The sequence below is a fragment of the Pseudomonas sp. H1_F01 genome, from assembly GCF_054681425.1.
The window spans coordinates 5,184,085-5,209,676 of the sequence record NZ_CP162823.1; the positions used below are offsets into that span (position 1 = coordinate 5,184,085).

The 25,592-nt window shown below is 59.0% G+C and carries 26 protein-coding genes, 1 tRNA gene and 1 pseudogene; 8 read left to right on the top strand and 20 right to left on the bottom strand.

The features are described from left to right. Positions 1-133: 133 nt before the first annotated feature. The 6 genes from AB4O09_RS23335 to AB4O09_RS23360 form a co-directional block, all read right to left on the bottom strand. Positions 134-1,066: a D-2-hydroxyacid dehydrogenase gene (locus AB4O09_RS23335; RefSeq protein ID WP_003198855.1), complete on the bottom strand. Its 933-nt coding sequence runs from the start codon at positions 1,064-1,066 to the stop codon at positions 134-136. 126 nt (positions 1,067-1,192) lie between these two features. Further along, on the bottom strand, positions 1,193-1,486 hold the full coding sequence (locus AB4O09_RS23340) for a YcgL domain-containing protein (RefSeq protein ID WP_003198853.1): 294 nt from the start codon (positions 1,484-1,486) through the stop codon (positions 1,193-1,195). Next, on the bottom strand, positions 1,483-2,616 hold the full coding sequence (gene rnd, locus AB4O09_RS23345) for a ribonuclease D (protein WP_003198851.1): 1,134 nt from the start codon (positions 2,614-2,616) through the stop codon (positions 1,483-1,485). The genes AB4O09_RS23340 and rnd overlap by 4 nt, the downstream gene beginning before the upstream one ends. A 121-nt stretch (positions 2,617-2,737) precedes the next feature. Continuing rightward, a complete protein-coding gene (locus AB4O09_RS23350) occupies positions 2,738-3,379 on the bottom strand; it encodes a class I SAM-dependent methyltransferase (RefSeq protein ID WP_003198849.1) in 642 nt (213 codons plus the stop codon). A gap of 68 nt (positions 3,380-3,447) precedes the next feature. Next, the gene (locus AB4O09_RS23355) at positions 3,448-5,097 is read right to left on the bottom strand and encodes a phosphoethanolamine transferase (protein ID WP_003198847.1); all 1,650 of its coding nucleotides are present in this window, start codon (positions 5,095-5,097) and stop codon (positions 3,448-3,450) included. Positions 5,098-5,262: 165 nt separating this feature from the next. Further along, positions 5,263-6,630 carry a glutamine synthetase family protein gene (locus AB4O09_RS23360; protein ID WP_161796643.1) on the bottom strand — a complete coding sequence of 456 codons (1,368 nt, stop codon included), beginning with the start codon at positions 6,628-6,630 and terminating at the stop codon, positions 5,263-5,265. 535 nt (positions 6,631-7,165) lie between these two features. On the opposite strand from AB4O09_RS23360, the gene AB4O09_RS23365 reads away from it, so the two are divergent. After that, entirely contained in the window at positions 7,166-8,098 is a 933-nt protein-coding gene (locus AB4O09_RS23365; RefSeq protein ID WP_003198843.1) for a LysR family transcriptional regulator, read from the top strand. Positions 8,099-8,101: 3 nt separating this feature from the next. On the opposite strand, the gene AB4O09_RS23370 is transcribed toward AB4O09_RS23365, so the two are convergent. From AB4O09_RS23370 to AB4O09_RS23395, 6 genes are all read right to left on the bottom strand, one after another. Next, positions 8,102-8,467, bottom strand: a complete 366-nt coding sequence (locus AB4O09_RS23370; RefSeq protein WP_027911667.1) for a 5-carboxymethyl-2-hydroxymuconate Delta-isomerase — start codon at positions 8,465-8,467, stop codon at positions 8,102-8,104. A 102-nt stretch (positions 8,468-8,569) separates the two neighbouring features. Continuing rightward, positions 8,570-9,493 carry a LysR family transcriptional regulator gene (locus tag AB4O09_RS23375; RefSeq protein ID WP_003198839.1) on the bottom strand — a complete coding sequence of 308 codons (924 nt, stop codon included), beginning with the start codon at positions 9,491-9,493 and terminating at the stop codon, positions 8,570-8,572. A 146-nt stretch (positions 9,494-9,639) separates the two neighbouring features. Then, positions 9,640-11,724: a DUF6311 domain-containing protein gene (locus AB4O09_RS23380; protein WP_460107554.1), complete on the bottom strand. Its 2,085-nt coding sequence runs from the start codon at positions 11,722-11,724 to the stop codon at positions 9,640-9,642. After that, entirely contained in the window at positions 11,721-12,056 is a 336-nt protein-coding gene (locus tag AB4O09_RS23385; RefSeq protein WP_043042647.1) for a GtrA family protein, read from the bottom strand. Before AB4O09_RS23385 ends, AB4O09_RS23380 begins: the two co-directional genes overlap by 4 nt. A gap of 44 nt (positions 12,057-12,100) precedes the next feature. Continuing rightward, positions 12,101-12,811, bottom strand: a complete 711-nt coding sequence (locus AB4O09_RS23390; protein ID WP_003198834.1) for a class I SAM-dependent methyltransferase — start codon at positions 12,809-12,811, stop codon at positions 12,101-12,103. 2 nt (positions 12,812-12,813) lie between these two features. Continuing rightward, positions 12,814-13,782, bottom strand: coding sequence for a glycosyltransferase family 2 protein (locus AB4O09_RS23395; protein ID WP_013692486.1), 969 nt, complete (start codon positions 13,780-13,782; stop codon positions 12,814-12,816). Between the two features lie 301 nt (positions 13,783-14,083). On the opposite strand from AB4O09_RS23395, the gene AB4O09_RS23400 reads away from it, so the two are divergent. From AB4O09_RS23400 to AB4O09_RS23410, 3 genes are all read left to right on the top strand, one after another. Then, positions 14,084-14,275: a YegP family protein gene (locus AB4O09_RS23400; RefSeq protein ID WP_003198830.1), complete on the top strand. Its 192-nt coding sequence runs from the start codon at positions 14,084-14,086 to the stop codon at positions 14,273-14,275. A gap of 176 nt (positions 14,276-14,451) precedes the next feature. After that, positions 14,452-15,258 (top strand): AraC family transcriptional regulator, encoded by an 807-nt coding sequence (locus AB4O09_RS23405; protein ID WP_003198828.1) that lies wholly within the window; start codon positions 14,452-14,454, stop codon positions 15,256-15,258. Between the two features lie 102 nt (positions 15,259-15,360). Continuing rightward, on the top strand, positions 15,361-15,729 hold the full coding sequence (locus tag AB4O09_RS23410; RefSeq protein ID WP_003198826.1) for a cupin domain-containing protein: 369 nt from the start codon (positions 15,361-15,363) through the stop codon (positions 15,727-15,729). A gap of 11 nt (positions 15,730-15,740) precedes the next feature. On the opposite strand, the gene AB4O09_RS23415 is transcribed toward AB4O09_RS23410, so the two are convergent. The 3 genes and pseudogenes from AB4O09_RS23415 to AB4O09_RS23425 all read right to left on the bottom strand — a co-directional run. After that, on the bottom strand, positions 15,741-16,487 hold the full coding sequence (locus tag AB4O09_RS23415; RefSeq protein ID WP_415239266.1) for a phytanoyl-CoA dioxygenase family protein: 747 nt from the start codon (positions 16,485-16,487) through the stop codon (positions 15,741-15,743). Between the two features lie 13 nt (positions 16,488-16,500). Beyond that, entirely contained in the window at positions 16,501-17,289 is a 789-nt protein-coding gene (locus AB4O09_RS23420; RefSeq protein ID WP_373557672.1) for a methyl-accepting chemotaxis protein, read from the bottom strand. Positions 17,290-17,358: 69 nt separating this feature from the next. Further along, a pseudogene (locus AB4O09_RS23425) lies at positions 17,359-18,135 on the bottom strand (MCP four helix bundle domain-containing protein); the annotation flags it as partial. Between the two features lie 343 nt (positions 18,136-18,478). Here AB4O09_RS23425 and AB4O09_RS23430 point away from each other — a divergent pair. The 3 genes from AB4O09_RS23430 (at position 18,479) to AB4O09_RS23440 (ending at position 20,773) form a co-directional block, all read left to right on the top strand. Further along, positions 18,479-18,745: a hypothetical protein gene (locus AB4O09_RS23430; RefSeq protein WP_047227960.1), complete on the top strand. Its 267-nt coding sequence runs from the start codon at positions 18,479-18,481 to the stop codon at positions 18,743-18,745. An 861-nt stretch (positions 18,746-19,606) separates the two neighbouring features. Beyond that, positions 19,607-20,377, top strand: a complete 771-nt coding sequence (locus tag AB4O09_RS23435; protein ID WP_003198819.1) for a hypothetical protein — start codon at positions 19,607-19,609, stop codon at positions 20,375-20,377. 156 nt (positions 20,378-20,533) lie between these two features. After that, positions 20,534-20,773, top strand: a complete 240-nt coding sequence (locus AB4O09_RS23440; protein ID WP_003198817.1) for a hypothetical protein — start codon at positions 20,534-20,536, stop codon at positions 20,771-20,773. Positions 20,774-21,037: 264 nt separating this feature from the next. Here AB4O09_RS23440 and AB4O09_RS23445 read toward each other — a convergent pair whose 3' ends face one another. Continuing rightward, a complete protein-coding gene (locus AB4O09_RS23445; protein ID WP_028236980.1) occupies positions 21,038-21,370 on the bottom strand; it encodes a hypothetical protein in 333 nt (110 codons plus the stop codon). Between the two features lie 1,009 nt (positions 21,371-22,379). Between AB4O09_RS23445 and AB4O09_RS23450 the strand changes: the two genes are divergently transcribed. Further along, on the top strand, positions 22,380-22,577 hold the full coding sequence (locus AB4O09_RS23450; protein WP_050516665.1) for a hypothetical protein: 198 nt from the start codon (positions 22,380-22,382) through the stop codon (positions 22,575-22,577). Between the two features lie 207 nt (positions 22,578-22,784). Here AB4O09_RS23450 and AB4O09_RS23455 read toward each other — a convergent pair. The 4 genes from AB4O09_RS23455 to bamC form a co-directional block, all read right to left on the bottom strand. Further along, a tRNA-Ser gene (locus AB4O09_RS23455) sits at positions 22,785-22,874 on the bottom strand. 83 nt (positions 22,875-22,957) lie between these two features. Continuing rightward, positions 22,958-23,671, bottom strand: a complete 714-nt coding sequence (gene purC, locus AB4O09_RS23460; protein WP_003198813.1) for a phosphoribosylaminoimidazolesuccinocarboxamide synthase — start codon at positions 23,669-23,671, stop codon at positions 22,958-22,960. 27 nt (positions 23,672-23,698) lie between these two features. After that, the gene (locus AB4O09_RS23465) at positions 23,699-24,457 is read right to left on the bottom strand and encodes an MBL fold metallo-hydrolase (RefSeq protein WP_460107557.1); all 759 of its coding nucleotides are present in this window, start codon (positions 24,455-24,457) and stop codon (positions 23,699-23,701) included. 4 nt (positions 24,458-24,461) lie between these two features. After that, positions 24,462-25,577: an outer membrane protein assembly factor BamC gene (gene bamC / locus AB4O09_RS23470; RefSeq protein WP_003198809.1), complete on the bottom strand. Its 1,116-nt coding sequence runs from the start codon at positions 25,575-25,577 to the stop codon at positions 24,462-24,464. Positions 25,578-25,592: the final 15 nt, after the last annotated feature.

Here is a 25,592-nt window from a genome sequence, read left to right on the forward strand (position 1 = left end):
GTTTTGTGATCACTGAAATAACCACTGTGGGAGCGAGCTTGCTCGCGATGGCGTCAGGTCAGCCAACATTGATGTCGACTGATGCACCGCTATCGCGAGCAAGCTCGCTCCCACAGTTTGATAGGGGTTAGCTTCAGTAGCCCCGGGTGAAGTCCACTTCACCGCGCAGCGCGTCGCCCGCCTGGTAGGCCCGCAGGTTTTCCAGGAACAACTGCACCATCATCGGCGGCGAGGTCGGTGCCGAGCTGTGGCCAGTCAACAGCAGGCCCCAGGCGGTCCAGAAGGGGTGGCGCTGCGGCAGCGGCTCCTGGCGGCAGACGTCGATCACCGCACCGGCCAGGTGCCCTTCCTTCAGGGCTTGCACCAGGTCCGCATCCACCACCGCGACGCCACGGCCGACGTTGATGAACAAGCCGGTCGGCTTGAATTGCTTGAACAGCGCCGCGTCGTACACATCATGGGTATCGGGTGTGTTGGGCAGCAGATTGATCACGTAATCCGCCTCGCCCACCAGACGTGGCAGATCCTTCAGCGCCCCGACCTCGATGAACGGCGCCAACGCCCGGGCTTCGCGGGCAACGCCATACAGCTGCACACCGAACGGCACGAGGAACTGCGCCACACGCTGGCCGATATCCCCTGTCCCGACGATCAACACCTTGCGCCCGGCCAGCCCTTGCCCCTGGCGGTTGTCCCACTTGCGCTCGACCTGGCTGACCAGACGTGCCAGCACCTCGCGCTCATGGCCGAGCATGTAGGTCAGCACGTACTCGGCCATCACCTGGCCGAAAATGCCCACCGCACGGGTCAGGCGGTAATTGCGCGTCAAACCCTCGGCCAGCAACGGCGTGATGCCTGCCCAGGTCGATTGCAGCCAGCTGGGTCTATGGCCCTGACGCAACAGGGTGGCCAACAGATCAGGCTGGCCGAGCCAGACCGGGCAATCGGTGGCCAGTCGCGACAGTTCGGCGGAGTCGCCGCTGGTCAGGACTTCAATATCGGGTGCCGCCTGACGCAAAAGCTGGGCGTACACCGGGTGGTCGTGTTCGGCAATCAGAACGCGCATGAATCAAACCTTTCAAAAACAGTGCAGACAATCGCCGACAGAGTGTCGCTCCATCCCTGCGATCGTCGTCAATAAACCATTCCAGTGTGTTCAAGGAGGCACCCAGGACAGATGCCTCCAATACCGTCAGACCGGGTCGTTGCGGCGCAGCAACTCTTCGGGCAAATGCTCGATGTACTCGTCTTCGGCCGGCGGCATCTGCAAGTGATAGCCCTGGGTGTCGAGGTTTTCCAGCACTTTGTTGATGTCTTCCCGGGACAGCGCCCGCTCAGGGCTAAGCACCAGGTCGAAGGCATGGATCGCCTTGCCAAAGGCGGCCATCAACGGCTCAGGTACACGCTCCAAGGCATCGCTCTTGAGCACATACAGGTACATCTCGTTTTTCTTCGAGCTTCGGTAGATGGAGCAGATACGTTTCAAGGCTGTTCTCCGGCAGTGGCCAGGCTGTCGAGCAGCGCCTGGCCCATCAATTCGCGGCGCCAGCCACGCAACGAATCGGGCAATTGGTAAGGGCCCTCGGGGAAGCCGCTCTTGATCAGCGCTTCGAGGGTTTTCTTGCGCAGCATCAGCTCCGGGGCAATTTCCAGGCGCTCGGCTTCTGCCTGCCCCAGCGCCCGCAGACGCTTGACCAGGGCCGAGGCCTCGATGGGCAAGGGCTCGGCCACGGCCGGCGGCCATTGCTCGGGCGGCACGCTGGCGGCGCGCTGGATCAGGTCCAGCAGAAACTGGCCGTCCTGGCGCACGGTGCGCGGGTGCATGTCTTCGATCTTCGCCAACGCGCCGAGGTTGTCCGGCTGAGTACGGGCCAGGGGCCACAGCGAATGCTCACGAATGATGCGATTGCGCGGCAGGTCACGGGCCCGCGCCTCGCGTTCGCGCCAGGCGCACAGCTCGCGCAGCACGGCCAATTGGGCGCGGGACAGTTTCCAGGCGAGCTTGGCCTCGCGGTAGACCTCGTACGGGTCGACTTCGCGACGCAGGTTGGCCACCAGTTCGGCGCCGTCTTCCAGGACCCAACGGTATTTTTCGTCGGAAAGCTTCGGGCGCAGCAGTACGAAAACTTCTGCCAGGTGCACGGCATCCTCTGCCGCGTAGCTGATCTGCGTCTCTGACAGGGGCCGTTGCAGCCAGTCGGAACGGGTCTCGCCCTTGGGCAACTCGATACCCAGCACTTCCTGCACCAGCCGCGAATAGCCCATGGAGAAACCCAGGTTCAGGTAGGCAGCGGCCAATTGAGTATCGAACAGCGGCGCAGGCAGGCTGCCGGTCAGGCGCAGCAGCACTTCAAGGTCTTCGCTGCAGGCGTGCAACACCTTGAGTACCGCCGGGTTTTCCAGCAGTGCGGCCAAGGGTTGCCAATTGTCGATGGTCAAGGGGTCGATCAGGTAGGCGCGCTTGCCGTCGCCGATCTGCAATAAACCGGCAATCGGGTAAAAAGTGTCGACCCGCATGAATTCGGTGTCGAGGGCGACGAATGGCAACTGCTGCCACTCGGCGCAAAACTGACCGAGGCTATCGTTGTCGCGAATCCAGTGAATATCGATGGCCACACGGCTCTCCCTTGAAGAATGGCGCGCAGTATATATCGCCGCCGGCGATTGCGAGCATCCATAGAGCAGCAGCCTAAGAGAAATCGCCTGCGAAAAAGCAAGAATAGTCCTACATCAGGACTTAACCGGTCTTACGCAATACATAAACACGCGTTAGCGCGAAACCGGGCAGGAAATCCTGATACCAGAGCACGTTAAAACCGGCCTGGCGAAACTCGGCTTCGAGATTGGCCTTATCGGCCAGGCTCCGTTGCGGCGCCTGGCCGATCTTGAAGCGTCCTTCGATTTGCACCGAAACGATCACCGTGTCGCGACTGACCCGATGAAATTCGCGCAACAGCGCCAGGCGATGCTCGCTGGCGCTGACGTGGCGAAACAGTTGCAGACAACAAATACAATCCACCGCGTTGGCCGACAGCCCGATGGTGAACGCCGAACTCGGGAACGTCTTGACCCGTTGGAGCAACGCGCCGCCATGGTGGGTGAGCGCATGTTCGAGCATGTCCGGCGACGGGTCCGCCGCCAGGATCACCCGGTTGGCGTGCTCGGCCAGCACCGGCCAGAACCGCCCCGCGCCACAGGCTACATCCAGCACCAACCCGGGTTCGCCCGCCACCTTCAGGGCGTTGCGCACCATGTGTTCGTCGCGCCAGAACGCCAGGCGCAACCGACGAGGCGCCGGCCGACAGCAGACCTGTGCATGTTCCTGGTCATGCTGCCTGGCGAACTCAAGCTCGACGGTGGATGGGGGTAGCCCGGACATACGAACGGCTCTTGGGATTGGATGGATGACAGGTTAAACAACGCTGCGTGAAAAAAAGGTCCAGGCCATCACTCTCGCGCCAGGACACCGTCAATCACCGCACCGCGGCAGTTGGCGAACAGATCCAGGTCCCGGTTGTAGACCTGGCTGTTGACTTCCAGCAACCCGATCATCGAATGAAACAGGTTGTCCTGGCTCAAGGGCTTTTGCCGACTCAGTTGCAGGCAATGGGTGTCGACCGAGAAAGACTTCTGATAGCTGTCGGAAAACCACGCAAGCATCGCCACGTGTTTCTGTTGCTCCGGGGCAAGCATGTAGGGTGTGCCATGGAGAAACAGGTTGTATTCGCCCAGGGACTCGCCATGGTCCGACAGGTACAGCATGGCCGTGTCGACCTTGTCCTGGTTGGCCCGCAGCAGATCGATCAGGGTCGAGAGCACATGGTCGGTGTACACCAGCGTGTTGTCGTAGCCGTTGACGATGCTCTCGCGACTGCAATTGTCCAGCGCGTTGCTTTCGCAGACCGGGGTGAAATGCTCGTACTCCTTGGGATAGCGCTTGAAGTATTCCGGCCCGTGGCTGCCCATCTGGTGCAGCACCAGCACCGTGTCCTTGTCGAGCGTGTCGATGAAATGCTGCAGCCCCTGGAGCAGGATTTCATCACGACATTCGCTGCTCGCACACAGGGTTGGATCCTTCAGATTGCTCACATCCTGCACGGTGACCCGGTCGCAGGTGCCCTTGCAGCCAGACTGGTTGTCCCGCCAGATCACCTCCAGCCCGGCGCGCTTGAGCACATCCAGCAACCCCTCTTCATTCTTGGCGACGCTGGCGTCGTAGTTCTTGCGCCCCATGTTGGAAAACATGCAAGGCACCGACACGGCGGTTTCAGTGCCGCAGGACTGCACGTCGGTGAAGGCGATCAGGCCGGCCTCTTTGTCCAGTGTCGGTGTGGTGTCGCGGTTATAGCCGAGGATGCCGAAGTTCTCGGCCCGGGCACTCTCGCCCACCACCAGCACGGTCAGGGATTTGCGGCCGTGGGTTTGCCAGGCGGGGTTGCGGCTCGCGTCCTCGCCCAGGGTGATGAACGGCTGCTTGGCCGACGCGACCTGCTCACGCAAGTAGCCGAACGAAGCACCGATGTAATTGCTCGGCACGACCATCAAGCGCAACTCGTGGTGGTTGCGAAACAACGAAGACAGGCCTTGGTAGTTGGCCAGGGCGACCACGCCAATCACCGCGGCCGACGCCACGCCGACCAGCAACTTACTTAATAATTCCTTGGGCCAACGACGGTAGTTGATCGGGGTCTTGAACAATAACCAGCAAGGCAACACCCCCAACAACCCGATATAAACAAACAACTTCAGCGACAACAGATCACGAACTTCCGTGGCATTGGTTTCAGCAAAGTTGCGCAACATGCCTGCGTCGATCAATACGCCGTATTGGGCCATGAAATACGCCACGCCAGCGCTGATCAGGAACAACAGCATCAGCACGGGCTTGAGCAGCGGACGGAAAGCCACGAGCGTCAACACCAGGTTGAACGCGCTGAAAATCATCAGGCCAAACGCCAGGCACATCAGCAGGCCACGAGCATCAGCCGTGGTGATCGCTAGCAAGTGTTGCCAGAGAACGATGTTGAAGCCCACTAATAAAAAGGCACTGGCGACCAGTGTCACCCACTCGGGGCGCACGGCTTTAATGGTCAGCATGATGGTTGACGGCTTCCTGAAAGTTGCTCTTTGAAAAAGAAGTGCCGTAGAAAATGTGAAAATTTCATTTCCTACGGCAGCACAAACTTTAGGTAGCTCACCATCAATTTTTCGTGAAAAACTTGCTACTAAATAATTATTTAAGAAACCACTGGCCAGCCGGTTTCACGCCTGATTCAGATACCAGCGCCAGTCCTGCTCCCCGACTTCCCCCATGAATTGACGGTATTCGGCGCGCTTGACCGCCAGATAAACGCCAAGAAACTCATCGCCAAACGCTTCCCGGGCCCAGGCCGATGCCTCAAGGGCACGCAGGGTGGTGAGCCAGTCGGTGGGCAACAGCTCGGTCGCCTGGGCGTAGCCGTTGCCTTCGACAGGCTTCCCGGGATCGCACTGTTCACGCAGGCCGCGATGAATGCCGGCCAATATCGCCGCCGCAGCCAGGTAAGGGTTGGCATCGGCGCCGCAGATACGATGCTCGATGTGCCGCGAGAACGCCGGGCCGCCCGGCACCCTCAGGCTCACCGTGCGGTTGTCTACGCCCCAGGTCGCCGCCAGCGGTGCGTAGCTGTTGCTTTGGAAGCGCCGGTAGGAGTTGGCGTTCGGACAAAACATCAACAGCGAATCGAGCAAGGTGTCGAGCATCCCACCTACTGCCTGGCGCAACAGCGGCGTGCCGTCGGCGGCTTCACTGGCAAACAAATTGTGGCCATCGCGGTCCGCCAGGCTGACATGCATGTGCATGCCGGAGCCCGCCAAGTGATCGAACGGCTTGGCCATGAAGCAGGCCTGCATGCCGTGCTTGTGGGCCACGCCCTTGACCAGTCGCTTGTAGCGCACCGCCTCATCCATGGCTTGCAAGGCATCGCTGCGGTGCTCGAGGGTGATCTCCACTTGTCCCGGTGCGTATTCGGAAATGGCGGTCCGGGCCGGAATGCCTTGCACCTTGCACGCAGCGTACAGATCGGCCAGGAACGGCTCGATCTGCTCCAGCTCGCGCAAACCGTAGACCTGGGTAGCACGCGGTCGGCCACCGTCGGCATCGCGCGCCGGTTGTGGCCGGCCTTGGCTGTCGCGTTGCGCGTCCAGCAGATAAAACTCCAGCTCCGCCGCCATCACCGGGTAATAACCATCGGCCTGCAAGGCTTCGATCACCTGGCTGAGCAGATAACGTGGATCGGCGATGGTCGCCGGCATTCCTTCCCGGGGATGCATGCTGACCTGCACGGCGGCCGTGGGAATCAATCGCCACGGCATGCGCTGCAAGCTGCCGCTGAGGGGATAGGCACGGCAATCGATGTCACCGACGTCCCACACCAGCCCGGAATTTTCCACATCATCGCCATTGACCGTCAGCCCGAGAATCGTACTGGGCAGTGGCCGGCCACTTTCGAAGACCGCCAGCAACTCGTCCCGATGCAACAACTTGCCCCGGGGCACGCCGTTGTTGTCGAGAATGAACAGCTCGAACAGTTCGATATCGGGGTTCTGCGCAAGAAACGCCTGGGCGTGTTGCACGGGTGCGAAAGAAATCTTGGCAAGGCTCATGAGAAGGCTCGTATTTCCATGTCGGACGGGCGACAAGGCACCGTCAGTCTGTGCTCGCCATTGAGCGAACACTGCGAATGATCAACAGGTAATACGAGTATCTGGAGGACGGGCGTGACGGCAATGCCAGAGCGCCCAAAAGGCTAGCTCGGAAGGCAACGCACTAAGAGTTGGGGCCATGGCAGGCGTGAACCGGCCGACCGGATCGACCGCGGCAGATGAAGGGTATTGGAATGCCAGGAGCCAACCGTCCATGAGCGCATCACAAAAAACACATCGAGCAAGCGTCCCACGGCACCCTGGGAGGTTAAACCTGGATTTGATGGAGCTTGGATCGCAGCGAACTAAACATAGGCAAACCAAACAGTCGTTGATCGACACGTCGTGTTCCCTACATTATCTGTCCCGTTCCCGACCATGAAAGCGCCTGCCCGGCATTCTCTTGGCACCATCGTTCCGTTAGGATCGTCAGCCTGGTTTGCGCAAAATCGCGCAAGGAGCACAGCGAGAGACAGAACGGATGCTGAACAGTAACTCCCTCAGAAAGCTCGACATGCAAGACCTCATGGTGTTTAGCGCCGTGTACGAGCAAAGCAGTGTCACCGGCGTGTCCGAGGCATTGTGCGTCAGTCAGTCAACCGTCAGTTATTGCCTCAAGAAACTGCGAACCTGTTTCGAAGACGAGCTATTCATCAACACCCGCACCGGCATGCGCCCTACCTATAAGGCCGAAGGCATGTACGACCATGTGCGCGCCATTTTGCAAAGCATCAACCTGTGCCATGCCGGTACACCCACCTTCGATCCGACCCGGCAGGCCATTACCTTCAATATCTGCGCGCCGGAATACTTCGAGCAGTTGATCCTGCCGCAACTGCTGCAAGGCTTCGATTACGCCAATCTGCCGGTGGTGGTGAACGTGCACAAGCTTGAAGCCGACATTCCCGCCGAAGAGTTGCGCGACGGCAGCCTGGACCTGGTGATCTGCTTCGGCCCGAACTTCCACAGCAACCATGCCGATTTCAAATCCCGGCAGTTGCTGGAGGAAGACCTGGTTTGTGTCGTGGATAAACGGGCGACGCCACTTGAGCCGCAACTGAGCCTTCAGTCTTTCGTACGGCGTCGACACGTGTTTCCGACGCCCTGGTCGTCAGCGACCAACATGGTGGACGGCTGGCTGTCGCAGCAGGCGCATCAACGCCAGATTGCCGCTCGCGCCAACAGCTACAGTGCCGCACTGAAGATGATCACCGGCACCGACTTCATCCTGACCCTGCCCCGTCGTATCCAGAAACTGCTGGCCAACGAGGCGATCTTCAATCATCACGAAGTGCCCCAGGGCCTGCCGGGGTTCACCCTGAACATGCAGTGGAGCCTGGCCGTCGATCAGGACAGTGCCAACGCCTGGCTGCGCGAACAGATCATCAAGGCCTGTGGCGCCCGCGACACTTGATCGTCATTGACCGATCATGGCCTTGGCATACGGGCCTCGATCGATGTCGAGGATTTCCACGCACAGTTGCACGCTAACGTCGGCCGGCCATGGCCCCAGTTCCTGGATCACGGCCAGCAGGCTATCGGCCAGTTGCTTCTTGATTTCCGGCGAGCGACCGCTCAGCAAGGCCAGCTTCACGTGGACGAAACCCCGCTCGCCCAGCCCCGTGCCCACCCGGAAAGTCTCGAGTTTCACGGCCCGGCTCTTGATGTCCAGCTCGGCGGCGAATTGGCCAGAGGCCACCAGCGCATTGTTCAGGCGCAGCAATGCGACATCGGCCTTCAGCTCGGGCAGGTTGGCGGTGTACTCCATGTGCAGGTGAGGCATGTGTTCGACTCCGATTCGAAAATATGACAAGGGGATTTCAGCCGTCACAACCTTACCTCGACTTTAAACGTTGGGGCAGGTTTTGTTTCGCTGCGGGCCGGGTCAGGGTTGCGCCAAGACCCCACGCTCGCCCATGAAGGCCTCCAACCGCGACCGCAACCAGCGCTCGGCCGGGTCACTGTCGACATGGCTCAGCCAGACCATGGACAAATCCAGGGTTGGGGTCTTGAAAGGAAAGGGTTCGTTGAACAGTTGCCCCGAAGCCGCCATGGCGGCGGCGGTATAGTCCGGCAGGCTGGCGATCAGGTCCGTGCCGGCCAGCAACGCCGGCAATGCGCTGTATTGCGGCACCGATAGCACGACCTGGCGCGTGCGTCCGATCTCGGCCAGCCATTCATCGGCAAACCCGGCAACGTTCGCGGTATGGGACACCAGCACATGGGGTCGCGCGCAATACTCGTCCAGGGTCAGCGGCGTGTCCGAGGCATCGGCGCGCAACACCCGGGGCTGGATGTGTCGCAACAATTTGCGCTTGGCGTTGGCCGGCAGACCGCGCGTCTGGCTGATGCCCACGGTGATGTCGCCCGATGCCAGCAAATCGGGGATGCGCCAGTAATCGACGTGCTGCACCACGAACACGATTTGCGGCGCTTCTTGCCGCAGGCTGCTCAACAGGGGCGGCAACAGGCCGAACTCGACGTCATCCGACAGGCCGATGCGAAACGTCATGGTGCTGTTGGTGGGATCGAAATCGTGGGTCAGGCTCAAGGCCACAGACAGCGAATCGAGCGCCGGAGATAGATGCCGGATGATTTCTTCAGCCCGGGCCGTCGGCTCCATGCGGTGGCCGACGCGAATGAACAACGGGTCGTTGAACATCTTGCGCAAACGATTGAGGGCCGAGCTGATGGTTGGTTGGCCCAGGAACAGTTTTTCCGCCACCCGTGTCACGTTACGCTCAAGCATCAGCGTTTCGAAAACCACCATCAGGTTGATGTCGGCCTTGCGCAATTCGTTGCGGTTCATCCACTGCCCTCGATCCTTGATTGGATGCAGTGTAGAAACGCCAGGGGCTGCGCGTCTATGCGCCCCTGCTTTTGTGGCGAGGGATTCATCCCCTCGCCACAATAGTCATTGCGCCTGCAAGCGGTTTCAGGCGCCCCTATAAAAACTTACTTCACGGTCAATGATTTCAACCCCAGCGCCATGACGCGCTCATCCCCCCCCAACCCCAGCGCCTTGGGACTGATGGCATCGGGTAAATGGAAATGCACGCGCAACGGCCCATCCACGCCCATCGCTTCACGAATGGCCGGTGTCAGGGGCAGTTCAAAGGTGTTGTCCTGCAGGCGCGTGAACTGCGTCGACAACGCCGCCACACCGTTGATCGAGACGTCCACTCGCTGGCGCGCGTGCTGGGGCTGCACGAACGCCGCCGCTTCGATCGAAAGGACGCGCGCCTCTGGCGGTATGCGCAAGACAATCTCAGCCTCGGTCCCTTCCGACCAGGTGCCCCACTCCTCGACGCGTCCCCAGCCGTCGGCCAACATCGGGTTGATTCGGCTGAACACCTGGCGCTCGCCGAGCTTCATCTGCACATCCAGCGTCTCATCGGCAAACGGTGGGCATTGGGCACATGACTTCCAACCCGGCGCCAGCACCACGAGGCCATCGATACGGGTCAACAGGTCGGTCTGGCGCTTGACGGTCTTCGCTGCCTGAAGCGCGGTGCCAGGGTCGAGGATGTACAACGAATCCGCTGCATACTCGCCGCTGGCAAGCATCTGCGCGGCGCGTCGCTGGGCTTGTTCGATCTCCCGGGTGCCCATGCGTCCCAGGTAAACGCCATCGGTTTGCAACCCATGCGTCAGAGCGTATTGGCTGGTCAGCAGCCAATTTTCCGGCTGGTTCTGCGGCAGCAGCGTCCGGACTTTCGAATAATGGCTGGCCGCACTGGCCCAGAACGGATCCGTCATGGACGTGGGCCAACTGGAGGCGGCCGGCATCATCCGGCTCTGGCGCAGGCCTGCCCATCCAGCGCGGGTATCCAGGACTTGCACCAGCAGGGCAATGGCCAGCAGATACACCGCCGCCCGTGGTTTATTGCCGCGGATCACCAGGAAAATCACGGCAAATACGATGGCGTAGAACACCGGCCAGAACATCCGGCCAGCCGCGCGAAAGACGTTCGCCAGCAGCTCAAGGGGCCTGGGCAGCCAGTAATGCAGATTCAGCATGCCGATGCCGAGGTTGTTGGTCAGCGAAAACAGCGTCAGCCCGATCAATGCCAACAGCAACAGTCGCCTGTGGCGTACGGCATTCGCCAAACCGGTGTTGCCTTGCAGCAACGCCACGCCGGCGCAGATTGCCAGCATGAGGATGCCCAATCCCAGGTAATTGAAACCTTCGTAGTCCCCGGGGCCCTGGGGCATGTCGCGCAAGGTGTGTGACCAGCCGCTGGGGTTGACCAGCGACATCACGTTCAGGCGATACAACCCATAACCGCCCGCCACGGTCCCGCCGCCCACGCTGAAATAACCCGCCTGCCAGCAGCAGAACGCAACCAGCAAAAACAAGCCACCCAGCTCGATCAAGGCATCGCGCCGGGACAACCGGCCCTTGATGGCCTGACTGGCAAGGTCAGCCAGCCAGATCAGCGCCACCATGGCCAACAGGTAGGCATGCACCAGTGCCGTCACGGCCAGCAGCACGCCCCAGGCCAGCCGCCGCTTCTGCAAGTCCGGCCGCAGCGCCAGGTACAGGGCCGCCAGGATCAGGAAATGCCCGGACAACGACAGATGCCCACCCATGCGCAGAAACATCGGCGGCGAAAACACAAACAACCCTGTCCCCAACAGTCTGATCCACAGCGACGGCGTCAACAGGCCGACCAATTTCCAGGCGAACCAGGCTTGCAGGATGAAACAGGCCAGCAACCACAGGCCAAAATACTGGAACGTCTCGGGCAGCCAGGCGCTGAAGGGTTTGAACAGGAACGCCAGCAGCGGGTTGGAGTCGGAAAAAATGATGCCGTTGCCCAACTCCAAACCATAGGAAGGGTTCATGCCCAACGGAAAGGTCCAGGGTGAATTGCGGAAAAACGCCCAGCCCATGTAGTGGGTCGCCGCATCGCCCTCCCCCAACCAGCCGATGTTCGTCGGATCCAGGACCCGCGGGCCGATCACCAGCAGGAACGCCAGCGCGCCCAACAGTATGGGCAACAAGCAAACCCAATAACGCTCACCACGAACGGTCATCGATACGTCCAGAAATTATGCAGGATGAAGGTAAACACCGGGATAATCAGTGCCACGGCCGCGATGCCCGCCAGGTAATCCAGGCCGACACGCTGGGCCACCCAGGCCACCAGCATCGCCAGCCCCAACCCGCCGATCGAGACCACCACGAAACGGCCGAGGGTGCGGCCATGCAAGCGGCTGGAAAAGCTCCAGAGGGTGTTGACCAGGTACGACACCACGGTCGCCACGACAAAGGCGAAACCATTGGCCAGTGGCGGGTTTGCCAGGATCAGGTGCACGAACAGCACCGCAGCCAGCACATGCACCGCCGTGACGAGCAGGCCTGTCATGGCAAAGCGCAGGGCACGTCGCAGCAACGGCGAGTGCGTCCAGATCACGGCTTCTGCGCCAGGCAGAACACCGTCAGGCCGGCCATACGATTGGCGCCCATGAACGGACGCTCCAGGCTGCACAGAGACTTCAACACGCCATTGACCAGCGGATGATGCCGCGCCAGCTGCGACTTGGCCGGGGCTCCGGACGCCTTGCGCTGCAACAGTCGCAGACCGGCGGCAATCGGAAATACCAGGCCGAAGTAATACGCACCTTGCTGGACCTGCAGACCGGCCTGCGCCACGACACTTTCCAGCTGCTTGAGGGTGTAGCGGCGCTTGTGCTCGAGAAAATCATCATGCCCGCTCCAGAGAAACTGGAACGCCGGCACGGTGATCAGGAAGCGGCTGCCCGACGGCACTTTGTCAACGTAGGCCTTGAGCAGCCCCACGTCATCGTCCACATGCTCCAGCACGTCCATCAGCAACACCAGGTCCGCGTCCAGCGTGTCGATGGCACGGCGGTAGCGGACCGGTTTACCGGCGGTGCTGGCGTCGGAGTCGGCCGGATAACTGATGTCCACGCACCAGGCCTGGGCCGTTGCGGTATGGGTCAGCAGGTGATGGGAAAAAAAGCCCGACCCAGCCCCCACGTCCAGTAGCGTACTGGCCGAGAAACCCTTGAGCATGTGCAGCATGGCGCGTGCTTTCGAGCGGTAGTACCAATGCTGCTCGATATCGGGACCGAGGATATCGGTTTCCTTGAGGTCCATGGTCAGTCCTTGGCGTCATAGATGCGCCGCACCAGGAAAACCGGTCGGCGCTTGGATTCGATGTAGGTGCGGCCCAGGTATTCGCCCAGCACGCCGATACCGATCAGTTGCAACCCGCCCAGGAACGTGACCGCCACCATCAGCGAGGCATAGCCCGGCAGGTCCACCCCGGAAATCAGCGTTCGCAGCACGATAAAGATGGCGAACGCAAAGGACACCAGCGAGACGCAAAGCCCCAGGTACGTCCAGATACGCAGCGGTTCGGTGCTGAAGCTGGTGATGCCTTCAAGGGCGAAATTCCACAGGCGCCAGCCATTGAACTTGCTTTCACCGGCGGCCCGTTCAGGCCTGACGTAATCCACGTAGGTGGTGCGGAATCCTACCCAGGCAAACAGCCCTTTCATGAAGCGGCGCGATTCGGGCAGGGTTTGCAGGGCATCGACCACGCAGCGATCCATCAAGCGAAAATCGCCGACATTCTCCGGCAGCTTGTGGTCGGCGATTTTATTGTGCAGCCGGTAGAACCCGTTGGCGGAAACCTGCTTGGCCCAGGAGTCGGAGTCGCGGTTGATCCGATGGCCCAGCACCACTTCGGCACCGTTGCGCCAGTGGGCAATCATTTCCAGGATCACTTCGGGAGGGTCTTGCAAATCGACATCGATCGGCACCACCGCCTGGCCACGGGCGGCTTGCAGGCCGGCACTCAACGCCGCCTCCTTGCCGAAGTTGCGACTCAGGTCGACGACCCGGATGCGCGGATCGGTCTTCTGCCGTTCCAGCAGCAGCACCAATGTGTCGTCCACGCTGCCATCGTTGACGAACACCAGTTCCAGGCTCACCAGCGCTTCATGGGCAAAGACCTGGTCGATCCTGGCCATGAACACATCGATGGACTGGACTTCGTTGTAGACCGGAATGACAAGCGAAAGCGCTAGATGACCCTGCAGATCCGTTCCTGGATATTCAGTCACTTGATGGCTCTTTTTCTTATAGTGTTTTCAGTCCCATTGGCTTGCGGCCCTAGGCGTCGAAACGTATTAAGCAGGACCGGGCAGGGCAACGCAAGGATCAAACCGGAACTTCAGCGGACTACATGTTCGCAACATGACTTTTTTCCTACAGAAAGTCGAACAGCCTCTCCGGGCTCATGCCCAGCAATATTTGATAACCAATGGAAACGAATTTCCCGTAGCCAAAACCACCCACTTGGCTAGGCTGGCAGCCACATGCCCAACGCATGTCTTGACTGAATGAATCGCAGGGAGCGAACCGATGTATTTTGAAATCTATCGACAGACCCGAGGCACCCAGAGCACCGGCAAAGGCCAGTGGCGCTGGCGCTTGAGAGCCGGCAACCACGAAACGATCGCCAGCGGCGAATCCTATGTGAACAAGAGTGACTGCCTTCATGTCATCGGGCTGATCAAGAATGTCCAGGGTGAAACGCCTGTAAAGGAGATCTAACAGCGCCACGAGGGCTCTGTAGGAGCTGGCGAAGCCTGCGATCTTTTGGTCTTGATCTTTCGCTTGAGATTCAAGTGTCTGGGGAAAGATCGCAGCCTCGTTGCACTCGACAGCTCCTACACCGGTTCAGCTTTTTTTGCGGTAGGGTATGCGGACAAAAGCAGGAGGCTGGTGCAATGACTCGATCAATCCATAATCGCGACTGGCTGGTACGAGCGCCCGATTCGAGGAAAATGGAACGCATCGAGGCCTATTTCAGCGGGCATGGCTACACCACCCATCGCCACGACACCTACGCCATCGGAATCACACTTTCCGGCGTGCAGAGCTTCAACTATCGCCACAGCAAACGCCACAGCCAGCCCGGCGGCACCGTCGTCCTGCACCCAGACGAGGTGCACGATGGCGAAGCCGGGACGAGCGAGGGTTTTCGCTACCGGATGCTCTACATAGAACCGTCGGTGATCCAGCAAGTGCTGGGGGGCAAGCCATTGCCCTTCATCGAAGGAGGATTGTCCAACGACCCTCGCCTCAACATCGCGACCCGTCGACTATTGAACGGCCTGGATCATCCCCTCGATCCGCTGGAGGAAGAGGACGCCATCTACGATGTGGCCCAGGCGCTCGACATCGCGGCCGGCAGCCGACGTGGGCGGCGGCTGATCGACTACCCGGCAGCGGAGCGTGCCCGCCTGTTCATCCACGATGCCCTCCACCAGGCGATCACACTGGACGACCTGGTGCAGGCCAGCGGCCGGGATCGATGGAGCCTGTCCCGGGATTTCCGGGCACTGTACGGCACCAGCCCCTATCGCTACATCACCCAGCGCCGCTTGAACGAAGCCCGGCGCCTGGTATTGCATGGCATGCCGTTGAGCGAAGCAGCCCTGGCCTGTGGTTTTTTCGATCAGAGCCACATGACCCGACTGCACACCCAGGCCTTCGGTATTTCACCGGCACGCTGGCTGAAAATGCTGCGCTGAAGGCAGAGGCTGCGCACGGCAAAAAGCTGCACGATCATCCAATACGCACCCAGGCTCCGACAGTAAGGTACGGCTCACCACCCACCTGAGGAGCATGCCTCGATGACCCGCTACGCCCCCATCAACTTCGCTCAGAAATACGCACTGTTCCACGAACAATGGGCACCGAAAGTCGTGGCCGAAATGAATGACTACCAATTCAAGATCGTCCGGCTCGAAGGCGAATTCATCTGGCACACCCACGCCGACACCGATGAAACCTTCATCGTGCTGGAGGGCGAGTTGCGTATCGACTTTCGCGACGGTGCGGTAACCATAGGGCCGGGCGAAATGTACGTGGTCAAAAAAGGTGTCGAGCACAAGCCCAGCGCCGCACACGAAGTGAAACTGCTGCTGATCGAACCCCGTGGTGTCCTCAATACCGGCGAGGAAACCAACGAGCGAACGGCGGTCAATGATGTGTGGATCTGACTGAGCCAGGCTCAATCGTATTCAGCTTCCTGGTGATCGCCCAATAACCGCCGCTGACGAGGTGTCGCGGCGGCCAAGACCACAGGGTTGAACTGCCAGTGCAGATAAGGTGAGAACTTCTGCGCGACCATCCGCCGGCCGTAGTGCACCTGGAGCATGTAGCGCGTGCGGTCGGCGGTGCGGTTGTCGCTACCGGCGTGCCATAACTCACTGCGCAGTATCAACACATCGCCCGCCCGGCACAGCACCGGCTGCGCAGAGCGCCCTTCCCACTGCGTTTCGCCCTTCACCGGCGCCCGGCCGGCCTTGTGACTGCCCGCAATGACCTGGGTCGGACTCAAGTCGGCGTCGATGTCATCCAGGTAAAACTGCGCGGTAAAAACCTGCATCGGCAGTTCAAAGGCAGGGTCGGCCAACAGCCCTGGCGGCAATTGCATCGCCAGATAATCCAGGTGCAACGGCGCCCCGGTAAAACCGGGATGGCAGCGCCAGGCTGTCTGGCCAATGACATGGCAATCATCACCCAGGGCCGCCTCGGCCAGCTCGATCACCCCGGCCACATCCAGGAACGGCAGCCAGAACGGATTGCGATTGAACACGCATTTGTAATGATCAATGACGCCGCTGTAGTCCCAATGCTGGGGCTTCAACTGGTCGATGGCATGGCGCAGGTCGGCGATCTGCCGGGCATCCAACACACCGGGCATCAGGACGAAACCGTCCTGATGCAGGGCTTGCAACTGCTCGTCAGTAGACACGACACCCCCTGTTTCAGGTGCGGAAACGGCCGGTCAGTTCTGCCAGGTTTCTCGACAGGCTGGACAGCTGTTGGCTGGCCTGCATGCTCTGGGCAGAGTTCGCTGCCGCTTCGTTGGACAAGTCGCGGATGTCGGAGATGTTGCGGGCGATCTCTTCGGTGACGCTGCTTTGCTCCTCGCAGGCGTTGGCGATCTGCGCAGCCATGTCGTTGATCCGCAGAATCGAGCCGCTGGTGCCACTGAGCACCTGATCGACCCCCGCCGCACGTTCGACACTGTCACGGGCCTTGCTGCTGCCGACCTGCATGGCTTGCACGGCTTTGGCGACACCGCTTTGCAGCCGTTCGATACGCACCTGAATGTCCTTGGTCGAATCCTGGGTGCGCGCCGCCAGGGCCCTGACTTCATCGGCCACGACAGCAAAACCGCGGCCTTGCTCGCCCGCCCGGGCCGCCTCGATGGCAGCGTTCAGTGCGAGCAGGTTGGTCTGTTCGGCAATGCCCCGGATGACCTCAAGCACGGCACCGATGCTGGAGGTTTCCAGGGCCAATGCCTCGATGGTGCCCGAAGCGCTCTCCACTTCCTGGGCCAACTGACGGATCGATTCGATGGTGCTGTTGACAACCGCGGTGCCGTCGCGAGACTGACTGCTGGCTTGCTGGGCGGCGTCCGACGCGTTCACGGCATTGTGTGCCACCTCATGCACTGCGGCACTCATCTGGGTCGCCGCCGTACTGACCTGGTCAAGCGCCGCGTGTTCGCTGCTGATCAACTTGTCATTGGTCGCGGCCATATTGGCCATAGCCCGCGCGGCGGCATCCACCTCCCCGGTCACGCGGCCCACTTCGGCAATCAACGGCTGCAGCTTATCGAGAAAACGGTTGAACGCACTGCCAAGCTGGCCCAGCTCGTCAGCCGAACGCACCTCGAGACGGCCCTTCAGATCCCCACCGCCCTCGGCGATCTGTTCGACACGGTGCAGCAGCCGACGCATCGGACGCAGCACGACCATTGGCAAGGCCACAATCAGCAGGATGCAACCCAGCAGACCCACCAACAAGATACCGCCCTGCTGCACCCCAACCGCCTGGCCATGGTCAATCGCCGCTTGCCCCTCGCGCAGAGACGCTTCGTCTTCCAGTTCACCGAGCTTGTCGATGGCATCGCGCATGGTGTCGAACTTACTTTCACCGTCACCAAAACTCAGCGCACTGGCCGCCTGGGGATTGCTCGCGGCCTGCTCGACCACCTGCCGCGAAACCTGCGACCACTGTGCGAAACGGTCATTGAACTGACTGACCAGCGCCAACGCCTCGGCACTTGGCTGCATCGCGGCATATTTCTGCACACGATCATAAGCTTGCTTCAGATTGTCCCGATGACTGGCACGCAGCGCCTCGGCATGACTGCCCGCATTGCCCCCAAGCAGGCTGCGCTCGGCGACAAAGGCCTGGTAGAGATCACGATCAGCGTTGAGCAACAGGCTGATGGCCGGCAGGTAGCGCTTGGTCAACTGCGTGCTGGACTCCGTCACCTGACCGATGCCACGCATGCCCGACCACCCCATCAGCACCAACAGCAGTGCCAGGAACCCAATGGGCAGGGTGATTTTCCAGCGAAAGCCCAGATCGGCAAAAAACCGCGGCATGGGGTGACACTCCTTTCATGGGGATTAACTTGCCTATCGGCAGCCATGCCTTGAGCTATAGACCATTAGTCCAATTGTTACAAAGCTTTGGGTCTGGCGGACACCGGGGTTATGCAGGTCGCGGAGGGGGTTGAGCGGGATAAAAAAGGTGGGTGGAGGCAATAGCTGCGGGGAATTTTCTGACATTTCCCGCCCACATAATTTAGGGAATTTTCTCACTCATCATCTGATTGATGATTTCTCCAGAAGGGCTCTATAGTCCAAACGTCGCTCGTAAGAGCGGCTTGGGTTTGGCGACTCGATAACAAATGGTAAGAAGACCCTCAATCAAATGGTGTTTGAAATGAATAGATACATGGCTCTTACCAGCAATGCCGACGATCAACCCCTCTTCGTCGATACCTCTGCGCCTTTGCACATCCTGCTCGACACGGCGGGCTATAGAATTCGCGCGGTCACCCAGCTTTTAGAGAACCTCGCAATGCGAGGGGACATTCCGAGTGATTCAGTGATCCTTCAGGACTTTGCACAGCTGTGCTGCATTCCCTTGAGGGATGGTTGCGACGTGCTCGACGTCATAGCCCGGCGCTTGGATGCAGAGCCGGCCTAGCATTGAAGGGCCTCAACGAGGTGATGCCGATCAGTTAATCGACGCAGCCCTGTGGCGAGGGGATTTATCCCCGCTGGGCTGCGTGAAGCAGTCCTAAAAGCCAGACACCCTGTGTGCCTGGTTGATTGAGTTGGTGTTGGGGCTGCTTCAGCCCAACGGGGCGGTGCGACTTTTCGCTAACTCCCCTCACCAAAAGACTCGATCACTCTTAACTGACTGGCATTATCTCTCACGAGGCCCATTTCGCTGGAGACGAGCATGAATCCCTGGCGCTGAAATCCTCCCCTTCCTGTTTGCCCAGACTCGATTAATCACATCTCAAAGGCTGAGATGGCCACAATAAAAAAAGTCAACAAGACACCCAAAAAAGTCGTTCCCAATGAGCTGACATTTCTAGATGTTCGGCAAGCTGCGCGTGATGGTCAGAAGGTGTTCGAAAAGTTTGTAATCACTGGCAAGCTTCCTATCAACTAGCGATGAATTCCTACCCCCCTCAGCCAACCTGCTCGAACCGCCGCAGCTTCAAGAACAACCCCGTTCCCAGCGCCACGGCAAAAATCGAGAGGAAACGGAGGACAGACCACGATTTTGAATTCACTTGTAATCGCCCCGCCTCATAATCATGGTCTGTCCCGTTTTCCCCACACGTTCTTTCGGGTGAACATGGACGCGCTGTACGCCGGAGGTTTTGACGAGATTGTCACTGCCCCGAACGATGAGATTGCCCTTTTTTCTGAAACCAATAAGCACCTCACGGCTCATTGAGCCGCTATGGCTCAAGGCTGGATGGACGATTGTGCATATCGAAGCCGAGGCACTGAAATACAAGGCTGAACTGAAAAATAAACGAAGCGAGGTTCAATGATGTTCTGTAGCAATGGAGATAACTCGTTCCGCGCTTACCTGAATGCCGGCACTGAGAATCTGGACGAGATTCTCAGTGCCGGCTCACCCTTCCTGACCATGATGGATGACCTTGATTCGTACCTCACACAGCATGTCAGTGGACCTGCCGTCGCGCCCGATGAGTTGGTCGTTCACTCCATACTGATCAATTCCCGCTTCCTCCTGATGACCGCCTTCCGAGTAGGTCTGACTGGCCACGCGGCTGGTGTTTACCCTATCCTCAGAACGGCATTGGAAACTGCCTGCTATGCCCTTCTGATGACCGAAGACGAATCTCAGACCCTTACCAAGATCTGGATGAGCCGCAACGACTCACCAGATGACCTGAAAACCTGCAAAAAAGCCTTTCAGGCTCCAATCAAAGCAGCTCAGAAAATAGCCAATAAACGAGGACCGGGATTGGGCGATTGGATGTACAAGCTATACGAAAGTTCTATCGACTTTGGTGCTCATCCCAACGCCAAGACTGTCACTCTCCACACAAGAATGTACGATGATGAAGCGGGACTGACCCAGTTCGAAAATGTGGGGTTGTATGCAGTTGGAAATCACGGATATGAATGGGGTTTACTCGCATGTGTGGAGATGGGATTAGCAACGGCAATCATCCTTTCTATGACGCACCCAGTCGCTCTGTCCGAATCTATTCAGGCGCTTCAAGCCCTGAACGACCAAAAGAACTCGCTTGAGGTTCTGATCCGCGAGAAGCACTCACAGAGCGAATGATACAGAGCTGACAGCCACGAACACGCTAGGCGACACCCTGAGGTGTATTGAACGCCCGGAATGAAACGGGAGGACAGGCCACGATTTTGAGTTCACTTGTAATCGCCTCGCTTCATAATCGTGGTCTGTCCCCGTTTCTCCGCTCTCCACACAAGAATGTACGATGATGAAGCGGGACTGACCCAGTTCGAAAATGTGGGGCTGTATGCAGTTGGAAATCACGGATATGAATGGGGTTTACTCGCTTGTGTGGAGATGGGATTAGCAACGGCAATCATCCTTTCCATGACGCACCCAGTCGCTCTGTCCGAATCTATTCAGGCGCTCCAAGCCCTGAACGACCAAAAAAACGCGCTTGAGGTTCTGATCCGCGAGAAGCACTCACAGAGCGAATGATACGGAGCTGAAAGCCACGAACACGCTAGGCAAGACCCTGAGGTGTATTGGACGCCCGGAGTGAAACGGGAGGACAGGCCACGATTTTGAGTTCACTTGTAATCGCCTCGCTTCATAATCGTGGTCTGTCCCCGTTTCCCCAAATCACTTTTCGCTTTATCTCGTCCTATCTCGCAGACGACATTCGCACTCACACCAGCCGAGACAATAAAAAATGTAGTAACAACAAACAGCTTCATTACATTTCGCATTTTGTATCTTGCCTCAGTACGAGTTCATTTTGTCATATCCCTGCTTCTCGTTCTTCATACAGACATCCTGCAATTGAAACTGTCCACTGAATGTACGCTCACATCTATCCTTTGCTTTTGAAGCCAAGTCGTGAGGCATGCCGTAGTCTTTTTGTAATGCCTTATAGCCATTTTTCTCATTCTGCATGCAAACTGCTTGAAGCTGATAGTCTTGGAACGTGGATTGGCATTGCTCAATGGAAAGTTTCTTTACTGAGTCCCAAGACTCCTGCCAGTCAGCCGCCATAGTTGAGCTGGCTACAACAGCGAAACATGCCAATGTAGCTAAGTGCTTAAAACCAGTCATATTGTCTCTCCCTAGAACATCTTTTAATTAACGTAGCACACCAGCAAACAACACCATTACTCCTCTGCATTACTGCCGCTTGATAGTGGTGCATCACTGTGCCACTACTGACGAACTAGAGGCAAGCGCGGGTAATCTGGAGATTGCCGCCAGCTTCTGGGCAGGGCTCGCCCCCTTCGAATACACATCGTGCGTCTCGCACCGATCCTGCCACACTCTCAGGAACACAGCTCCGTCATCCCGTACAGCTCCCCAAGACCGCCTCATCATGTGCAGTGGAGCCTTCAGGGCAGCGAAGAACTGTGTGATAGACCTTTCGCTGATACGCCATCTCCATAGGAGGCCAGTAATGCTTTACATGATGCTACCGCTAGATAGGCATTTTGACTCAGGTTTTGGTGCAGTCGCAGACTCGTTTAGGGACGCTGCTGACGCTCTTGAAGACTCCAGAGAGAGCACCCCAACCTTGAATGCTCATCTGCCTGTGAGCTTTCTCTACCGGCACGCTATAGAGCTTTTCCTGAAGTCAGCGATCATCATTTTTCACAGGAAACTCAACATCCCGTACGGCGCCATACCAGCAAGCGGCGAACCTCAAATCCCTATCGGGGAGAAGTGGAAGCCCATGCATAACGTCCACGGCCTGCAACCGCTCTATCAACACTTCTGCTCGCTTTTTGAAGACCACGCCGAGTACCTGGCTAGCCACACAAACACAGATTGGAGCTTACCCACCGAGCTAGGGCAATGGATCAGTGAAATCGAGGCAACGGACTCATCAAGTACGTTCTTCCGCTACCCAGTTACAAAGGACAAGGAAAAAGACAAACAGAAGTCCGTCATCCGGGAGGACGATTACGATGCCCTGCTTTCAAGAATGGAACAGAGATACGGGGGGACAGACCACGATTCTGAGTTCAGTTGTAATCGTCCCGCCTCAAAATCGTGGTCTGTCCCCGTTTTCCTCTATGCCGACGATCACCCCCTCTTCGTCGATACCTCTGCGCCTTTGCACATCTTGCTTGACACGGCAGGCTATAGAATTCGCGCGGTCACTCAGCTTTTAGAGAACCTCGCCATGCGGGGGGACATTCCGAGTGACTCAGTGGTCCTCCAGGACTTTGCACAGCTGTGCTGCATTCCCTTGAGAGATGGCTGCGACGTGCTCGATGTCATAGCGCGACGCTTGGATGCGGAACCTGCCTAGGGATAATACTTGTCAGCTAGAGATAAAGTCTGTGGGAGCAAAGCTTGCTCGCGATAGCGGTAGAGTCGCCAATATCGTTGTTAGCTGGCTTACCTCAATCGCGAGCAAGCTTTGCTCCCACAGGATTTACGCCAGACTGACAGATGACGAAAACGAAAAAGCCCCTGAAATGTTCAACCATTTCAGGGGCTTAGTCATACACAATAATGGCGGAGAGATAGGGATTTGAACCCTAGGTACTGTCGCCAGTACAACGGATTTCGAATCCGTCCCGTTCGGCCACTCCGGCATCTCTCCAGTGGCGCGCATCATACCAGCACATTCGCCGGAAGCGAACCCCCGAGCGAAATTTTTTCCGTGCTATCAGATGCTTGCGTCGATTACAGCGGCACACCCAGACGCTGGGCGACTTCTTCGTAGGCTTCGATGACGTCACCGAGGCCCTGGCGGAAGCGGTCCTTGTCCATCTTCTTCTTGGTGTCCTTGTCCCAGAGGCGGCAGCCGTCCGGGCTGAATTCGTCGCCCAGGACGATGGAACCGTCGCTGAACACACCGAATTCAAGCTTGAAGTCCACCAGCAGCAGGCCGGCGTCGTCGAACAGCTTGGTCAGCACTTCGTTGACCTTGAGGGACAATTCCTTCATGCGGGCCAGTTGCTCGGTGGTGCCCCAACCGAATGCCACGACGTGGGATTCGTTGATGAACGGGTCGCCCTTGGCGTCGTCCTTCAGGAACAGTTCGAAGGTGTAAGGGTTGAGCTTCAAGCCCTCTTCCACGCCCAGGCGCTTGACCAGGCTGCCGGCGGCGTAGTTACGCACGACGCATTCGACCGGGATCATGTCCAGCTTCTTGACCAGGCATTCGTTGTCGCCCAGCAGCTTGTCGAACTGGGTCGGCACGCCGGCGGCTTCGAGTTTCTGCATGATGAAGGCGTTGAACTTGTTGTTCACCATGCCTTTGCGGTCCAACTGTTCGATGCGCTTGCCGTCGAACGCCGAGGTGTCGTTGCGAAACAGCAGGATCAAGCGGTCAGCGTCGTCGGTCTTGTAAACCGACTTGGCTTTGCCGCGGTAGAGTTCTTCACGTTTTTCCATGATGGGCTCCGCTTGCTAAGTAGTGGGCTAGGCGATATGTCGCCAGTCGAGCCCTGAATCTTGATCGGCCAGTTGCAGCCAGTCCGGGTCGCACCCGAGGGTGTCGACAAAACATTGCCGGGCCAGCTGCGGCAGGTTGTTCTTGCTGCTCAGATGGGCCAGGACCAGGTGTTGCAGGCCTTGCCAGCCCAACTCGGCCACCAGGAACGCTGCCTGGTGGTTGTTCAAATGTCCGTGTTCCCCGCCTACCCGCTGCTTGAGGAAGTACGGGTAGTAACCACGCGCCAACATGTCGCGGCAGTGGTTGGACTCGATCATCAACGCATCGAGGTCCCGGTAACTGTCCATCACCCTGTCGCAATACGACCCCAGGTCGGTCAGCAGCCCAAAGCGCCGCTCGCCGTCACTGAACACATATTGCGTCGGTTCCCGGGCATCGTGCGCCACGCTGACCACGCTGATATCCAGGCAACCGATGCGCAGTTGCTCGCCACCGGCCACGAACCCGGCCGGCTCGATGGGCTTGCGCAGGCCTTCCAGTGTCCCACGGCTCAGGTACACCGGCAGATTGTAGCGCCGAGACAGCAAACCCACGCCATGCACGTGGTCGGCATGTTCGTGGGTCACGAGTATCGCGCTCAATTGCGCCGGGTGCACACTCAGGCGCAACAGGCGCTTCTCGGTTTCCCGCAGGGAGAAACCACAATCGACCAACACATACGTGCCGGCGCTGGCTACCAGCGTGCCGTTCCCCTGGCTACCGCTGCCGAGAACGGCAAAACGCATCGGATCAGCCCAGGTTGTCCTGAATCACACTCAACACCTTGCGGGCCACATCGGCCGGCGCCACGGTGTTGATGTTCTTCTCGACGGTGACCTGGACGCTGTCGCCGACCTTGCTCAGGCGAACCTGGTAACGCTCGGCGCGGGCTTCGATTTCTTCCTTGTCCGGCTTGCTGCCGAACAGGCCACTGAAGAAGCCAGGCTTCTCGTCTTTCTTCTCGGCCTTTTCAGCGAGGTTGATGTAGTACAGGCCCAGGCTGCGGTTGATGTCTTCAACGCGCCACTCGCCCTGCTCCAGCGCACGGCCAACGCTCGACCAGGCACGGTCCAGGTCGGAGCCGACGTTGAGCACCGGGTTGCCGCTGCCGTCTTCGCTCAGGCTGACGCGGCTCGGCGCATCGAACTCCTTGGACGCCAGCATCGAGACCGAACCGCCCTGCTCCGCGGTACGACTCATGCTGGCAAGCATGTCGTCCACCAGTGCAGCGTCGAGGCCGGTATTGACCGAACGGTTGGTGAAGGCCACGTCGGCGGTGCTGCCAGCAGGTCGCTCGGCGCTGACCACATAGACTTCACTGGTGTTGCGCTGCACGCCCGGCTCGATACGCACCCGCACGCGGGTTTCGCTGTCGGCAGCAACGCCGGCGGCGCTCATGCGCTTGGCCATGCTGGCGGACAGTTCATCCGAACGCTGCCAGGTGGTGGTGAACTCGCCAGTTTGCGGGCGCTGTTCGTCCAGGCGGAAACCGTTGTCCTGGAAGAACTGGATCGCCACAGGCCAGACTTCGGCCGGTGGATGCTGGCCCATGACCCAGCTGGAGTCGCCACTCTTCTGCAGGGTGTAGTCGCTGGCATCGGCCACGGCCGACAGCGGCTGTGGACGTGGGACGATGTATTCGCCCTTGACGCTGTCGTCGGCTACGTTGCGCGGGATCGGCAGCAGCGGATCCAGGCGCTTGGCAACGTTGACGTCTTGCGGCATTTGCATCGGTGCAGTCTGTTGCGCCTGCAGGTAATCGCTACCACGGTCGCGGAAGTAACCTTCCGGTCCCCAGATCCATCCGCAGCCGCTGGTGCTGGAGATAATCAAGGCAAGTGCGGAAAGTCCGGCCATTCGCTTCATGCGTTGTACTTCCTC